At 61.0% G+C, this 14,818-nt stretch carries 12 protein-coding genes; 8 read left to right on the top strand and 4 right to left on the bottom strand.

From position 1 onward, the window contains the following. Positions 1-112: 112 nt before the first annotated feature. The 3 genes from IB248_RS10760 (at position 113) to IB248_RS10750 (ending at position 1,661) form a co-directional block, all read left to right on the top strand. A complete protein-coding gene (locus IB248_RS10760; RefSeq protein ID WP_018858353.1) occupies positions 113-805 on the top strand; it encodes an isoprenylcysteine carboxylmethyltransferase family protein in 693 nt (230 codons plus the stop codon). Between the two features lie 74 nt (positions 806-879). After that, on the top strand, positions 880-1,281 hold the full coding sequence (locus IB248_RS10755; protein ID WP_026371947.1) for a DUF488 family protein: 402 nt from the start codon (positions 880-882) through the stop codon (positions 1,279-1,281). Then, positions 1,281-1,661: a hypothetical protein gene (locus tag IB248_RS10750; protein ID WP_018858355.1), complete on the top strand. Its 381-nt coding sequence runs from the start codon at positions 1,281-1,283 to the stop codon at positions 1,659-1,661. Before IB248_RS10755 ends, IB248_RS10750 begins: the two co-directional genes overlap by 1 nt. A 332-nt stretch (positions 1,662-1,993) precedes the next feature. Here IB248_RS10750 and IB248_RS10745 read toward each other — a convergent pair whose 3' ends face one another. Beyond that, on the bottom strand, positions 1,994-4,474 hold the full coding sequence (locus tag IB248_RS10745; protein WP_169681432.1) for a UvrD-helicase domain-containing protein: 2,481 nt from the start codon (positions 4,472-4,474) through the stop codon (positions 1,994-1,996). Between the two features lie 408 nt (positions 4,475-4,882). Between IB248_RS10745 and IB248_RS10740 the strand changes: the two genes are divergently transcribed. The 4 genes from IB248_RS10740 to IB248_RS10725 all read left to right on the top strand — a co-directional run bounded on the left by IB248_RS10740 (position 4,883) and on the right by IB248_RS10725 (position 11,300). Next, positions 4,883-6,049, top strand: a complete 1,167-nt coding sequence (locus tag IB248_RS10740) for an efflux RND transporter periplasmic adaptor subunit (protein WP_169681430.1) — start codon at positions 4,883-4,885, stop codon at positions 6,047-6,049. Then, the gene (locus IB248_RS10735; RefSeq protein WP_169681428.1) at positions 6,046-9,201 is read left to right on the top strand and encodes an efflux RND transporter permease subunit; all 3,156 of its coding nucleotides are present in this window, start codon (positions 6,046-6,048) and stop codon (positions 9,199-9,201) included. The genes IB248_RS10740 and IB248_RS10735 overlap by 4 nt, the downstream gene beginning before the upstream one ends. Positions 9,202-9,446: 245 nt before the next feature. After that, complete coding sequence (locus IB248_RS10730; RefSeq protein WP_169681426.1) at positions 9,447-10,442, top strand: flagellin; 996 nt, start codon at positions 9,447-9,449, stop codon at positions 10,440-10,442. 192 nt (positions 10,443-10,634) lie between these two features. Continuing rightward, complete coding sequence (locus tag IB248_RS10725) at positions 10,635-11,300, top strand: OmpA family protein (protein WP_018858362.1); 666 nt, start codon at positions 10,635-10,637, stop codon at positions 11,298-11,300. Positions 11,301-11,350: 50 nt separating this feature from the next. Here IB248_RS10725 and IB248_RS10720 read toward each other — a convergent pair whose 3' ends face one another. After that, the gene (locus IB248_RS10720) at positions 11,351-11,758 is read right to left on the bottom strand and encodes a DUF2000 family protein (RefSeq protein ID WP_018858363.1); all 408 of its coding nucleotides are present in this window, start codon (positions 11,756-11,758) and stop codon (positions 11,351-11,353) included. Between the two features lie 33 nt (positions 11,759-11,791). Here IB248_RS10720 and IB248_RS10715 point away from each other — a divergent pair, with 33 nt between their 5' ends. After that, positions 11,792-12,679 (top strand): AraC family transcriptional regulator, encoded by an 888-nt coding sequence (locus tag IB248_RS10715; protein ID WP_169681424.1) that lies wholly within the window; start codon positions 11,792-11,794, stop codon positions 12,677-12,679. Here the strand turns inward: IB248_RS10715 and IB248_RS10710 are convergent. After that, a complete protein-coding gene (locus IB248_RS10710; protein ID WP_029792349.1) occupies positions 12,639-13,733 on the bottom strand; it encodes an AbrB family transcriptional regulator in 1,095 nt (364 codons plus the stop codon). The genes IB248_RS10715 and IB248_RS10710 overlap by 41 nt on opposite strands. Before the next feature lie 163 nt (positions 13,734-13,896). Further along, positions 13,897-14,799, bottom strand: a complete 903-nt coding sequence (locus IB248_RS10705) for a LysR family transcriptional regulator (protein ID WP_029792350.1) — start codon at positions 14,797-14,799, stop codon at positions 13,897-13,899. Positions 14,800-14,818 lie beyond the last annotated feature (19 nt).

Here is a 14,818-nt window from a genome sequence, read left to right as displayed (position 1 = left end):
ATGCGGCGAAGATCGGTTTCCCGATCCTCGTGCGATTCATGCCATTGACGCGCGCTCAGTCAGGCCAATCTAGAGATAGGAGACCTTGTGCCCGCGACAGTGCGAGTGAGTGATGATGGTGAGTAGCGTTCAGAGTCTCGGGCGACAGGCGACAGTCGCGACGGCCAAATTCTGTCTCGTCATGCTGGTCATGATTTTCCTAGCGGCGGGATCCCTGTCTTACTGGCAAGGCTGGGTGTTTCTCGTGCATTTCTGCGGGTGGTGCGCAGTCCTCACGGCCTATTTCGTCAAGCGCGACCCGGAACTGGTCCGGAAACGCATGAGTGTCGGACCGGCGGCGGAACGCGAGCCATCGCAGAAGCGCATACAGTCCTTTAACAGCATCGCGATCCTTGCGCTTTTCGTCGTTTCGGCGCTCGACCACAGGTTCGGCTGGTCGGTCGTTCCGGCCTCGATCGTGCTTCTCGGCAATGCATTGATCGCGGTCGGCTTTATCGGCTGCTTCTTCGTGCTCCGGCAGAATTCGTTTGCCGCGGCGACAGTCGGCGTGACGGCGGGGCAGCGGGTGATTTCGACCGGCCTCTACGGCGTGGTGCGCCATCCGATGTATGCCGCGGCGCTGGCGATGTTTTTTGGCGTGCCCTTGGCGCTGGCTTCCTATTGGGGTCTGCTTGTGTTGGCTCCCGTCATTGGTGGTCTGGTCGCCCGCCTCCTAGATGAGGAGAGGTATTTGGTGGGCAATCTGGTCGGCTATGCCGAGTACCGCAGCCAGGTCCAATGGCGCCTAGTGCCTGGGATCTGGTGACGGATCATTCCTCTGGAGGCTGGTGAGGCGGCGGCCCTTGCGGTAAATATCGCGGCAGGTCGATGGAGGGCGTCGTGGCAATCAGGGTCGTGCAATTGGGTTCGCCGCGGGCAGAAGGCGAGGGGGTGCGGATCGGTACCGTCCGCCGACCGCCACGGGGCGTGCCGAAGGAAGAATTTTCCAGCCGCAACTACTATGACGTCTGGCTGCCGGTGCTTTCGCCGAGCCAGCCCCTTGTGACGGAAGCGAAGGCCGCGACGACTGACGCCGAGTGGGCGGCCTTCGTCCGCAGCTTCACGAAGGAAATGAAAGTGCCGGAGGCGAGCCATGTGCTAGACCTGCTCGCCACGCTTTCGCATGCCAGTCATTTTTCAATCGGATGCTACTGCGAGACCGAGAGCCGCTGCCATCGAAGCGTGTTGCGGCGCCTCCTTGAAGAGCGCGGTGCGACATTTGCCGCGGAAGGCTGTGCCTGATGGCTGCAGAGGATGACCTGAAGCGAAAGCCAACGACCGAGCCCGGTCCTGATGAGAAGATCGATGCGACCTTTCGCAACGGGTCACTGACAGCAGCCGGCATCATTCTCGGTTTTTCCCTGAGTTTCATGAGCCGTTGGGCTTCGAATCCGAACGACTGGAGCCGGATCGATATCCTGCCGATGTTGCTGCTGACGGTAGGGATTGCCTTGCAGGTCAAGGTCTTTGCCGATCTGCTGGCCAGGGACTCGCTGATTGCGGCCAAGTACGATCGGGCGAGGCGCCTGTTCCTGATCGGAATCGCGGTCGTCGCCGCCGGGATCGGGCTCGCATTGCTCAACGACATACTGGGGTTGGGATCGATGCCGATCCTGGGGTGAGCGGGCGCCACGCCCGCTCCATGAATTCGGACTTCCTCGCTTGTCGGTAGTCGTTCGTGTACCTGCGGGATCAGGTCCCTAGGATGATCTTGCTGCAGGCAAATGCGACGGTCGGACTGCTCAACACGGCAATCATGAGCGAGGCTACGATCAGAGGCAGCGAATAACGTTTCATCTGCGTCCTCCTTCTCTCCCGCGATCGATGCGCGCGGGAGTTCAGTATGCGGGACGCGGGGCAGTAAACGAAGTCACGAAAGGGTGAGGCAAGCCGCGCTGTCGTTTGCTGCAGTTGTTGGTACATTATCTGAGGTCAGTGAGTTGGCGGTTCCGCTTTAGGAAACCCTCTCCACAAACCCATCCAAGACGCGCTTCTGGCCTGCCCGGTCGAACTCGATCGTCAGCTTGTTGCCCTCGATCTCCACGATGTTGCCGTTGCCGAATTTGAGGTGGAAGACGCGATCGCCGGTCTTGAATTTCGAGGGCTCGGCGGCGGTTGATTTCGCCACGAGTTCGCCATCGATGGTGCGGCTGCGCGGGCCGCTTTCGCCGTAGCCGATGCGTTCGACGGCGTGGCCAGAACGTGTGCCCCAGTTGTCGCGGGTGGCGTCCGTCTTGTTCTGCTGGGCACGCTTCCAGCCGGGCGTCGAATAGGAGTTGGCGAAGGGGTCAGCCTTGTCGAAACGGGACTGGCCGTAGCCACCGCGACCATAGCCGCCGTAGCTCTGCTCGGCTTCCGCCACCTCGACATGCATTTCCGGCAGTTCGTCGAGGAACCGCGAAGGGATGGTCGACTGCCAGAGACCGTGGATGCGCCGGTTGGAGACGAACCAGATGTGGCAGCGGCGCTTGGCGCGGGTGATGCCGACATAGGCAAGGCGGCGTTCTTCCTCGAGGCCGGCGCGGCCGCTTTCGTCCAGTGAACGTTGGTGCGGGAACAGGCCTTCCTCCCAGCCCGGCAGGAAGACGGTATCGAACTCCAGGCCCTTGGCGGAATGCAACGTCATGATCGAGACGGCGTCGAGGTTTTCGTTCTGCTCGGCGTCCATGACAAGCGCGACGTGCTCGAGGAAACCACGCATCGACTCGAAGCTCTCCATCGAGCGAATGAGTTCCTTCAGGTTTTCGAGACGGGTCGGCGCGTCCGCCGACTTATCGTTCTTCCACATGTCGGTGTAACCCGACTCTTCAAGGATCTGCTCGGCAAGCTCAGTGTGCTGGGTGTTTTCCAGCATTTCCTGCCAGCGGCGGAATGATTGGACGACGTCGAAGAGAGCTTTGCGCGCCTTCGGCTTCAGCTCGTCGGTTTCGATCATGTCGGCGGCTGCGGCCAGCATCGGAATGTCGCGGGCGCGGGCATAATCGTGGAGGGCGCGCACCGTCGTATCGCCAAGACCGCGCTTCGGGGTGTTGATGATGCGCTCGAAGGCGAGGTCGTCGGCAGGCTGGGCGACGAGGCGGAAGTAGGCCATGGCATCGCGGATTTCGAGGCGCTCGTAGAAGCGCGGGCCGCCGATGACTCGGTAGTTGAGGCCGAGCGTCACGAAGCGGTCTTCGAACTCGCGCATCTGGAATGAGGCGCGCACGAGGATCGCCATGTCGTTGAGCAAATGCCGCTTTCCTTTGGCGTCGCCGCGTTGAAGTTGCTCGATCTCCTCGCCGATTTCCCTGGCTTCCACCTCTGAATCCCAGGATGCGTGCACCTGGACCTTGATGTCATCGGGGTCGCTGCGGTCGGTGAAAAGCGTCTTGCCGAGGCGGCCTTCATTGTGAGCGATCAGGTGGCCGGCGGCGCCAAGGATATGCGCCGTCGAACGATAGTTGCGCTCCAGCTTGATGACCTTGGCGCCCGGGAAGTCCTTCTCGAAGCGGAGGATGTTGTCCACCTCGGCACCGCGCCAGCCATAGATCGACTGGTCGTCGTCGCCGACGCAGCAGACGTTCTGCGGCTCGCCCTTTGGGCGCTGGGCAAGCAGCCGCAACCACATGTACTGGGCTGTGTTGGTGTCCTGATACTCGTCGACAAGGATGTAGTGGAAGCGGCCGTGATACTCCTTGAGAAGATCCGGGTTTTTCCGGAAGATCGCGATCGGGTGCATCAGGAGATCGCCGAAATCGCAGGCGTTCAGCGTCGAGAGCCGTTGCTGATAGGCAAAGTAGAGTTCGCGGCCCTTGCCGTTGGCAAAGGCGCGGGCGTCGCCCTCGGGAATGTCGCCAGGGCCGAGGCCCTTGTTCTTCCAGCCATCGATCATTCCGGCGAACTGCTTGGCAGGCCAGCGCTTGTCATCGAGGCCTTCCGCCTGGATCAGCTGCTTGATCAGCCGGACGACATCATCGGTGTCGAGGATCGTGAAGTCGGAGCGCAGGTTTACGAGTTCGGCATGGCGGCGCAGAAGCTTGACGCCGATCGAGTGAAAAGTGCCGAGCCAGGGCATGCCCTCGACGGCGCCGCCGACGAGCACGGCAATACGTTCCTTCATCTCGCGGGCGGCCTTGTTGGTGAAGGTCACGGCAAGGATCTGCGAGGGGAAAGCGCGTCCAGTGTTCAGGATATGGGCGATGCGCGTCGTCAACACGCGCGTCTTGCCGGTGCCCGCACCGGCGAGCACGAGTACGGGGCCTTCCAGTGTCTCGACGGCTTCGGTCTGTTCAGGGTTCAGGCCGGAAAGGTAATCGGGGCGCCCGCCGCCATCGCGAGCTGCCATGGCACGGGCGGCGAGCCTTCCGGCGGCGGGAGCGGCAGGGGCCGGTTGCTTGCGCGGCGGCTCGCCCGGCTCTTCATCGAAGAAGGGGATATCGTCGAAACTATTGCTCATGGCGCGTAATGTAGTGATTCGGGATCGAAAGACCAGAAAAGATGTTCTGCTTTCATTCCGCCCCGCACCCGCTGTCCTCAGCTTATGCAGTGCATTCGAGCAGTCCTGCCCGGGAATTGCCCATGTGCGCTGTAAGGGCGGGCTCGGTCGCGCGCAAACATCGTCAATAAAACTCAGAAAACAAAACCGTCATTTGACGTTGGCGATGAAATTCTACAACACGGCAGGCGGCGGTCGAGAGTTGCCTGACAGTAACTCAGTCTTGAATTACAATTCAGTAATGCTGGAGCAATTCGCTTGCTGGTGATCGGCAAAGAGACAATATTGTCGCAGACGCGCGGCAATTTGTCCTGCGAACGCCTCTTTCGATAGACCCTGGACCAGCCTCGAGTCCCTCTGGAGACGTGAATGCCATTTTGGAAGCAGTTTATAGTTTGCCTTGTCGTGATTGCGGCCGGCTTTGCTGGATGGGTTTTCTTCGTGCCAGGGGCTGGCGAGACGCTACGGAAGGCCGGCTTTTCAGAGGTTTCAAAGCTGGCGCCCGGTGAGGCTGCACCGAAGCCGGTGGGGAGCGAGGAAGGGCAATCGAGACGTCGCAGCGGCGGAGCAAACGCGCCCGTTCTGGTCGCCACGCAGGCCGTCGTTCGTGGTGTCGTCAATGATCGGCTGAGTGCCATCGGCACGGGCGACGCCATCCGCTCCGTGGTGGTGATGCCGCAGGCAAGCGGGACAATTCGCGAGATCCTGATCAAGTCGGGCGACAGGATCACCAAGGGGCAGGTGCTTGCAAAGCTAGACAGCGAAGAGCAGGTCATCGCTCGCGGTCAGGCCGATGTGGCGCTGAAAAGCGCCGTCGAGAAATCCAGCCTCTACCACAACATCAAATCCAGCGTGTCGCGCATGGATGTCTTCGATGCAGAAATCGCCGAGCAAGGCGCACGCCTTCAACTGCAGGCCGCCGAACTCAATCTCGAGCGTCGCAGCATTGTCGCGCCGATCGATGGCATTGTCGGCATCATCCCGGTCAACGTCGGCGACAACGTTTCGACGACGACGCCGATCGCGACCCTCGACGACCGGACCGAAATCCTGGTCGACTACTGGGTGCCGGAACGCTTCGCCAACACGATCACGGTCGGCCAGCCCGTGGAGGCAACGTCGGTGGCACGGCCAGGTCGGGTATTCTCGGGCGCGGTCGAGGCAATCGACAACCGCATTGACGCCGCCAGCCGGACAATGCGCGTGCGGGCCCGAATCGACAACGCATCGGACGAACTGCGCGCCGGCATGTCGTTCAATGTCGGGATGAGGTTTGGCGGCGACCAGTATCCCGCGGTCGATCCGCTCTCAATCCAGTGGGATTCGCAAGGCGCGTTCGTCTGGCAGGTCGTCGACCGCAAGTCCGGCAAGGTGCGTGTCAGCATCGTGCAGCGCAATCCCGACTATATTCTCGTCAAGGCCGATCTGGACGATGGCGATGCAATCGTTACCGAAGGGCTGCAGCGTGTCCGTGAAGGCGGCGCGGTACGGGTGGCCGGCGAAGTGGCGTCGAATTCGGAGCCAGTCACGCAATGACCGTGACCGAGATGCAGGAGAAGCCGGCTTCCGGCAAACAGACCTTCACCGCGCTGTTTGTCAGGCGCCCGATCCTTGCGCTTGTCTTCAACGCCCTGATGATCGTTGCCGGCCTTGCAGCCTATGCCGGGATCGAAGTGCGCGAACTGCCCGATGTTGACCGACCCGTGGTGACGGTGCGCACGACTTTCGACGGTGCCTCGCCACAGACTATCGACCAGGAACTGACGAAGGTGATCGAGGGCGCTGCCGCACGCGTCAGCGGCCTCAAATCCATTTCCTCCAGTTCTCAGTTCGGCCAGAGCCGGGTGACGCTCGAATTCTCTGACTCCGTCGATCTCGCGGTAGCGGCAAACGACGTGCGAGATGCCATCGGCCGTATCGCCGACCGTCTTCCCGAAGAGGCGGATGCGCCGCAGATCGTCAAGGCGGATTCCGACTCTCAGCCGATCATGCGTCTTGCCGTTACGTCGTCGAAACTGAACATGGACGATCTGACGCTTCTCGTCGAGAACCAGGTCATCGACCGGCTTGCCTCGGTAGATGGCGTTGCCGATGTCGAAACCTACGGCGACCAGGAGAAGGTCTTCCGCGTCGACGTGAACCAGAGCGAACTGGCCAGTCGCGGGCTGACCGTTGGCGATCTGACGAAGGCGCTTTCAAGCGCTGCTCTCGACGTGCCGGCCGGATCGCTAAAGAGCCCGACGCAGACGATCGTTGTCCGCGCGATGGCAAGTTTGCAGACGCCGGAGGATTTCTCCAACGTCATCCTGCAGAACCACGTGCGTCTCGGCGATGTGGCAAATGTTACCCTCGGACCGCGCGACGGGCAGACGGCGCTGCGCTCGAACGGCGTTCCCGGCATCGGCCTCGGCGTCATCCGCCAGGCACAATCGAATACGCTGAACATCTCCAACGGCATCAAGGACGCCGTCGCCGAGCTTTCAAGAACGCTTCCCGAAGGCACGCGGATCGCCATCACCAGCGATGACGCCGTCTTCATCCAGGGCGCGATCCATGAAGTGGTACTGGCGCTCATCCTGGCCGCGGTCATCGTCACCGGCGTCATCTATCTCTTTCTGCGGGACTGGCGTGCGACGATTATCCCTGCCGTCAGCATGCCGGTTGCGCTGATCGGAACCCTGGCAGCGGTCTATCTCGTCGGCTTCTCGATCAACATCCTGACGCTGCTAGCGATCGTGTTGGCGACCGGCCTTGTCGTTGACGACGCGATCGTCGTTCTCGAAAACATCGTTCGCCGCCGTTCGGAAGGCATGGGACCTCGAGCGGCTGCCGTGCTCGGCACGCGCGAAGTGTTCTTTGCTGTCATCGCCACGACCGCGACGCTTGCAGCGGTCTTTATTCCGCTTTCCTTCCTGCCGGGGCAGGTGGGTGGTCTGTTCCGCGAATTCGGCTTCGTGCTGGCTTTCTCGGTTGGCCTCTCATCCATCGTTGCCCTGACGCTATGTCCGATGTTGGCTTCACGGATACTGACGAAGGAGATGCTTGAGGACCATGGCCTTCTTGGCCGTTTCGGAAGGTGGTTCGCCGACGCCTACCGATGGTCGCTGCACGCCTGCCTGAATGCACCGCTTGTGGTCGTCGTCGCTTCGTTGCTTTTTGCCGGTGCCGCTGTTCTTGCTTTCCAGACGGTTCGAAGCGAGCTGACGCCGAACGAAGACCGCGCGATGGTGATGATGCGCCTGACCACGCCGCAGGGGTCAAGTCTCGAATACACGCGCGACAAGATGCAACGGGTGGAGGAATATCTCCAGCCGCTTGTCAATAGCGGCGATATCAGCAATGTCTTTTCGATCTCGGGACAGGGCGGACAGGTCAACAGCGGCTTCATGGTGCTGACGCTGGCGCCGTGGGGTGAACGCCATCGCACACAGGCGGAGATCGTGGCCGATATCAACCGGGCCGCAGCAAGGGTTCCGGCGCTGCGCGGCAATGCGATCCAATCGAACAGCCTGCGCATCCGCGGCGCCGGCAACGGACTGCAGATGGCCTTGGTCGGCAACGATCACGAGGCTCTGACGACTGCGGCTGCTCAACTGGTGCAGGCCCTCGACGCCACGGGCCATTACGATACGCCGCGACTGACCAACGAACCGACCCAGGCCCAGGTGTCGGTGACGATCGACCGCGAGCGTGCCTCCGATCTCGGGATCGACATCACCGGCCTTTCAACGGCTATGCAGTCGCTCCTGGAAGGGCGATCGGTCGTTGACGTTTTCGTCAAGGGCGAAGCCTATCCGGTGCTGCTCACGTCGAACACCCGACCACTCGACGATCCGACGGATCTAGAGAACGTCTTCCTGAAGACGGGCGATGGCAAAATCGTGCCGATGTCTGTAATCGCGTCACTGACGGAGAGCTCGGTCGCGCCGCAATTGAACCGCGAACAGCAGCTTGCGTCGGTAGCGATCACGGCCGGCCTGAAGAATGGTCTTTCGCTCGGAGATGCCGTCAAGGAAGTAACCGAGATCTCCAAATCGATCCTGCCTGCCGGTGCGCGTCTCGTGCCACTTGCCGAGGCGGCGACGCTGGAGGAGAACTCAAGCGGCATGGCACTGACCTTTGGCTTTGCAATCGTCATCATCTTCCTGGTTCTGGCCGCGCAGTTCGAGAGTGTGCTGTCGTCGGTTATCATCATGTCGACGGTTCCGCTCGGGCTGGCATGCGCCGTCTTCGCGCTGATCATTACCGGGTCGAGCCTCAATATCTACAGCCAGATCGGCCTTGTTCTGCTTGTGGGCGTGATGGCGAAGAACGGTATTCTGATCGTTGAATTTGCCAACCAACTCCGCGATCGCGGCGAGGAGGTGCGCACGGCGATTGAGAAGGCGTGCGCGCTACGCCTGCGCCCCGTGATGATGACCATGATAGCGACGATCCTCGGCGGCGTTCCGCTGGTCTTCGCCCATGGCGCTGGCGCGGAAGCGCGCATTGCGCTTGGCTGGGTTATCGTTGGAGGGCTTGGCTTTGCGACACTGGTGACGCTCTATATTACGCCGGTCGCTTACCTGCTGATTGCCCGCTTCGCGAAGCCGCATGCTCACGAAGAGGAGCGGCTCCACGAAGAAATGGCGCACGCATCGCGTCCGCGCCCTGCCGCCAAGGCAGGCCGGCTGGAGGCGGCAGAATGAACCGCGCCTTCAGCGGGTAAGGTCCTGCGAGTTATGGCTTATAAAAAGTTGTAGGATTGGATGAATTTCTTCTAAATTTTAGACGTTTTTTAAGTGTGAGCGGTAATCATTCCGACAGAAGCCGAAAGGTCCTCCAGCGTTTTCTGAGGGCCGCCCTGGTGCCTCGTTCAGGCGCTCCCGGACAATGATCGTTCGCGGTACGGTTTGTTTGTATCAGTGTATTGTTGTGTTCGGAGTACAGTACCTTGAGCATTTATCGGCGCACCTCGGTGGATGCCGCGCTGTATGTATTGCGCGACATCGGTCGCGACATGACCAAAACCCAGAGGCAGGTGTCTACCGGCCTCAGAGTCGAAAGAGCGTCCGACAACGGCGCCTATTGGGCGATTAGTTCGACCCTGAAAACTGATCAGAAAGCTCAATCGGCCATTCGCGACGCTCTCGGCCTGGCGGCTGCGACGATGGGCACGGCCTATAACGCCGTCGACAGCGCAATTGATCTCGTCAGCGAGATCAAGGCAAAGCTGGTCGCAGCGACCGAGTCTGGTGTCGACAAGGACAAGATCAACACCGATATCGCCCACCTGAAAGATCAGCTCCGGTCGGTCGCGCAGTCGGCGGAGTTCAACGGCGACAACTGGGTTACGATCGACGATTCGGCCGATCCCTCCAAGCCGAGGGAGATCCCGTCGTCGTTCGTCCGCTATTCCGACGGAACGGTGAAGGTCGATATGCTGAGCTATGAGGTCGATCTCGCGCCCGTTGGGGCAACCACCTCGAAGGATGCTCGCTACCTGATTGACGACCGTACCACCGGTTCCGGTGAATATGGCGCTCTTACATCCCAGTATTTCGCGACCGAGGCCGGTGCCTCGCAGAACTATGTGATGCTCAAAGGCGCTGGTAACACGGCTGGGCAGGTTGAAATCGGTGTTTCGAGCAGCACGACGCAGGCGCAGGTGAAGGAGATGATCACCGTCGTCGATATGATGCTGAACCAGATGACGACGGTTGGCTCGGCCTTCGGTGCGCTTGAAAAGCGCATCAGCATCCAGAGCGACTTCGCGCAGTCGCTGGACGACTCCTATTCCCGCGGCATCAGCCGTCTGATCGACGCCGATATGGAAGAGCAGTCGAGCCTGCTGCGTGCCTTACAAACCCAAGAGCAGCTTGGCTTGCAGTCGCTGAACATCGCCAACGCCAGCTACGACACGGTTCGCCAACTCTTCCAGAACTTCTAACCGGTCGTCTTGAAGTAGAACTGTCGCTTAGATTCCGACGGGCGACTTAGCGGCCTGGCCGTTGTTGTTGCTTGCCGTCCGCAGTAGTTGTGCTTTTTGCCCAATTTCGAGCATCTGCAGCGTCTGCTTCATCTTGTTGCCGCAATCCTTAATACTGGTCGCATTAACACCGAATTGGAGATTCGCCCGTCCATGATCAAGAAATTCATACTTTTGACTGTTGCCGCAACTTACCTTAGTGCTTGCACCACGACCGACCCCTATACGGGCGAGCAGAAGATGTCGAATACATCGGGCGGCGCGCTGCTGGGTGCCGGCGTTGGCGCGCTTGCCGGTTTGGCGGTCGGCGGCTCGCCGGTCGGACGTCGCAATGCCGCGCTGATCGGCGCCGGCGTCGGTGCGCTCGCAGGCGGTGCGATCGGCAACTACATGGACCAGCAGGAATCGGAACTGCGCGCCCAGCTCCAGGGAACGGGCATTTCGGTGACCCGCCGCGGCGACAACATCATCCTCAACATGCCGTCCAACATCACGTTCGATGTTGACCAGGACGCTGTGAAGTCTGGCTTCTATCCAACGCTGAATTCTGTCGCGATCGTCCTGCGCAAGTTTAACCGCACGCTGATCGACGTCAACGGCCACACCGACTCGACCGGCAGCTTGCAGCACAACCAGGATCTGTCACAGCGCCGCGCCATGTCGGTTGCCGATTATCTCGGCACGCAGGGCATCGACCCGCGCCGCGTTTCCGCTGTCGGCTTCGGTCCGTCGCAGCCGATCGCTTCCAACGCTACGGAAGCTGGACGTGCTCAGAACCGCCGCGTCGAAATCCAGATTGCGCCTGTCACGCAGAGCTGATCCAGACTTCAGTCAAGAGAAACGGCCGGGCCAGCGCCCGGCCGTTTTCGTTATTGATGCATCGTCGCGCCCTTGGTGATCTTGTCGACGATCTTCTTTTCGGCCCGGATGGCTATGCCGACGACCTTGGCATCGTCGGGTGCGTATTCGGCAAAGACGGCCCTGTTGGCGGCGTCGTGGCCGGTTGCAAACATCTCCTCGATGAACAGCGACGAGGTTATGCCGCGCTCGAGCGAGCGGCGGTGGATTGTCGACATCGTTTCGTCCTCTGCAGACAGTACAATGATCGGCTGGATGGAAAGCGGATTGTAGAGATTGCCGGCGCGGTCTTTGTAGGCCTTGCCGATCATCTCGGGGTGCTGGCCGGCAATGCCACTCATCAGGAAAGCCGTGACGTTCAGCTTCTGCCAGGATGCAAGATTGTTTCGCAGGACGATCGCAATTTTGGTATCAAACATTCCAGTCTCTTTCATGCAGGTTCGAAAGTCGCGTTGGACCAGGATGTAACCAGTCACGCCTTCGAGGGTCTTGAACGTTTGTGCACGGAGCCCGGCGCAGACAGGATCGTGATTGCGCCGGTTTTTCCGGGAATCGAGCGGATGGAAGCGCAGTTTTCCGGCAAGGCCTTCGAGCCGCATCGCCACGATACCTATGCTCTCGGCGTCACGATGAAAGGCGTGCAGACCTTTTCTTATCGCGGCCAGCGGCGCTTCAGCATGCCCGGGCAGGTGCTCGTGCTCCATCCGGACGAGGAGCATGATGGTGGAGCAGGCACCGATGATGGGCTGCAATATCGCATGCTTTATCTTGAGCCGGCGCTACTGCTCCAATGCCTTGGAGCGGAAAAGATCGGGCTGCCCTTCGTTGACGACCCTGTCATCGGAGATCCGGTTTTGGCGGGTACGCTGCTAGCTGCACTCAGTGAGCTGGATCGCGAGCTCGACGAGTTGTTCGTCGACGACTTTGTTTCGCGTGTTGCCGGCGGACTTGCAAAGCATGCAAAGACCCCGCGGCGGCCGCTCGGCAACGTTGCGTGGCAGCGTGCTAGATTGGCGCGCGATTATCTCGAAGCACATGCGACGGAAGCGGTGCGATCCGGTGAGTTGGAGACGGTCACCGGTCTCGACCGCTTCTCCCTTTCGCGGCACTTCCGGGCCGCCTTCGCCACAAGCCCGCATCGCTATCTGCTCATGCGGCGGCTGCAGCAGGCGCGCGCCATGATCGGGGTGGGTGACGGGCTTTCGGATGTGGCCGCGGCGACGGGCTTTGCAGACCAAAGCCATCTGACACGTCATTTCAAAAAGGCCTATGGCATGACGCCCGGCCAATGGGCGAGCCTTAGACGGGCTTCTCCGCAAGGCCGGAGCGGCGCGCGATAAAGCGTGCCAGCATTGGGCCAGTAAACAGGATCACCAGGAAGCGGCCGGTTTGCATCGCCATCACGAAGGGCACGTTGACGTCGGTTGACGCCGCAATGATCGCCACAGAATCAGCCCCGCCGGGACTGGTCGCCAGATAGGCCGTCAGCGGATCGACGCCGGCGAATTTGTGCAAGGCAAGGGCCATACAGCCGCAGATCGACATTAGCAGCAGGATAGAGGCCGCGACGCGGGACAGGGCACGCGCGGCGTGCATGACGATGCGGCGTGTGAAACGCAGTCCGATGTTCCAGCCGATCAGGGCATAACTGATCGCCAGCAGCCAGAGCGGAAGTTCGATCTTGAACAACCCGAACCCTTGAAGCAGCGCGCCGAGAACCAACGGCACGGTGATCGTGCCGCCCTGAATGCGAAAGCGCACCGCAATGTAGGCGGACAGGCAGGTGAGGGCGACAGTGGCGGCCAGCGCCTGCCAGTCGACCGACGGGAAGAGGATGAAGGGCGGCGCTTCGCCACCATCGGCGGCAACCCAGAGGCGCGAGACAACCGAGGCCGCCACCGCGACGAAGACCACCCGCAGATATTGCATGAAGGCGACGAGACGGGCATCGGCGCCATAAGCTTCGGACATGATGACCATCGCGGACGCCGCGCCTGGCGAGGAACCCCAAACCGCGGTCGTTCCCGGCAAGACCTGCCAGCGCGTCAGCAGCCAGCCAAGGCCGGCCGCGGCAACGATGACGGAGAAGATCATCGCGAGAAAAAGTGGCGCGTCGGTCGCCATGGTCTTGAGGATATCGACAGTGATGGCGCGCGCCATCAGAAAACCGACGAGCGCCTGCCCGAAGAGGAGTGGCCAGCGCGGCACCTGAAGCGATCCCTGCCCGATGGAAAGGGCAAGGATGATTGCCGCCACCATCGGGCCGATAAGGAGCGAGGCTGGCAGCCCGAGCATTTCAAGCCCGACCACAAGCAGGGTCGAGATACTGAGCAGGAGAAACCATCGCGGCAGGCTGGCGTATCGAAAGAAACGGCTGGCGTCGTACAACGGCATGATTCCCATGCATGTCTTGCCAATGCTGGAGCCGCGATCAGGCGAAGCAGGAGAGCAGCACTGGCTGGCAAAAGAAGCCGGCCGGAGGGGCCGGAGGATATGCGGCGATATAGGCGCCTGCCGGGGAAGCGGTCAATTGCGAAATCCTGTCGGTTTCGCGAGGTCAGAGGCTGACACGCTCCGCCAGGAAGTCGAGCAGGGCCCGCACGCGAGCCGGCAACGGACCGCCCTGGCCAATGTAGACGGCGTAGAACTCCTCGATGTCGCCGGGGTTGAGATCCTCGAGAACGGGCACCAGCCGCCCGCTCTCGATATCGGCGCGAACGGTGAAGGTGGCGAGGCGGACCAGGCCTGCGCCTGACAGCGCCATGTATCGCATCGCTTCGCCATCACCCACCTGAACGCCTGGCGTAATCGGCAGGCCAATGGTCTCGCCACCATCGAGTAACGGCCAGCCCTGAACGCTGCGTGCGTAGGAGAAGCCGACACGGCGATGGCGCTTCAAATCCGTGATCGTCTTCGGTTCGCCTTCGCGTTTCAAATAATCCGGCGATGCCACGATGACGTTGCGGGTGAAGCCAAGCTTGCGCGCAATGAGGCTAGAGCTCTTCAACGGTCCGGCGCGGATCGCCACATCGGCGCGATCCTCGACAAGATCGACAATGGCATCGGTATGAGAGATGTCGAGGGTGACGGCGGGATTGAGCGCCAGAAAATCCGAAACGAGCGGTGCAAGGATATGATGGCCGAAGGAAGCGCTCGTGTTGATGCGGATGGGACCCGCGGCCTGCTCGCCGGCGGAGGCGTAGCGTTCGGCCTCCGCGATGTCCGCAAGGATCGAAACGCTACGCTCATAAAAGGCGGATCCCTCCGGCGTCAGATGCAGCTTGCGGGTCGAACGGTTGACGAGGCGAGCGCCGAGGCGTGCCTCAAGGCGCGCCACAAGCTTGCTGACGGCAGATGGTGTCATGCGGCAGGCACGCGCTGCGGCCGTGAAACCGCCGAGTTCGACGGCACGCACGAAGACTTCCATTTCGCCGGAGCGATTGATGTCTTGTCTGCTCATGATGAATTCAATTCATGGA

It is taken from the genome of Rhizobium sp. RHZ01 (assembly GCF_014851595.1).
In the GTDB taxonomy this organism is placed as follows: domain Bacteria; phylum Pseudomonadota; class Alphaproteobacteria; order Rhizobiales; family Rhizobiaceae; genus Rhizobium; species Rhizobium altiplani.
This window is presented reverse-complemented; position numbering and strand designations above follow the sequence as displayed.

What these genes read in the sequence shown, in the direction of transcription:
- IB248_RS10750 (WP_018858355.1), top strand. Translation starts at nt 1,281, where the DNA reads ATGGCTGCAGAGGATGACCTGAAGCGAAAGCCAACGACCGAGCCCGGT.
- IB248_RS10745 (WP_169681432.1), bottom strand. Translation starts at nt 4,474, where the DNA reads ATGAGCAATAGTTTCGACGATATCCCCTTCTTCGATGAAGAGCCGGGC.
- IB248_RS10705 (WP_029792350.1), bottom strand. Translation starts at nt 14,799, where the DNA reads ATGAGCAGACAAGACATCAATCGCTCCGGCGAAATGGAAGTCTTCGTG.
- IB248_RS10720 (WP_018858363.1), bottom strand. Translation starts at nt 11,758, where the DNA reads ATGTTTGATACCAAAATTGCGATCGTCCTGCGAAACAATCTTGCATCC.
- IB248_RS10725 (WP_018858362.1), top strand. Translation starts at nt 10,635, where the DNA reads ATGATCAAGAAATTCATACTTTTGACTGTTGCCGCAACTTACCTTAGT.
- IB248_RS10760 (WP_018858353.1), top strand. Translation starts at nt 113, where the DNA reads ATGATGGTGAGTAGCGTTCAGAGTCTCGGGCGACAGGCGACAGTCGCG.
- IB248_RS10710 (WP_029792349.1), bottom strand. Translation starts at nt 13,733, where the DNA reads ATGCCGTTGTACGACGCCAGCCGTTTCTTTCGATACGCCAGCCTGCCG.
- IB248_RS10735 (WP_169681428.1), top strand. Translation starts at nt 6,046, where the DNA reads ATGACCGTGACCGAGATGCAGGAGAAGCCGGCTTCCGGCAAACAGACC.
- IB248_RS10740 (WP_169681430.1), top strand. Translation starts at nt 4,883, where the DNA reads ATGCCATTTTGGAAGCAGTTTATAGTTTGCCTTGTCGTGATTGCGGCC.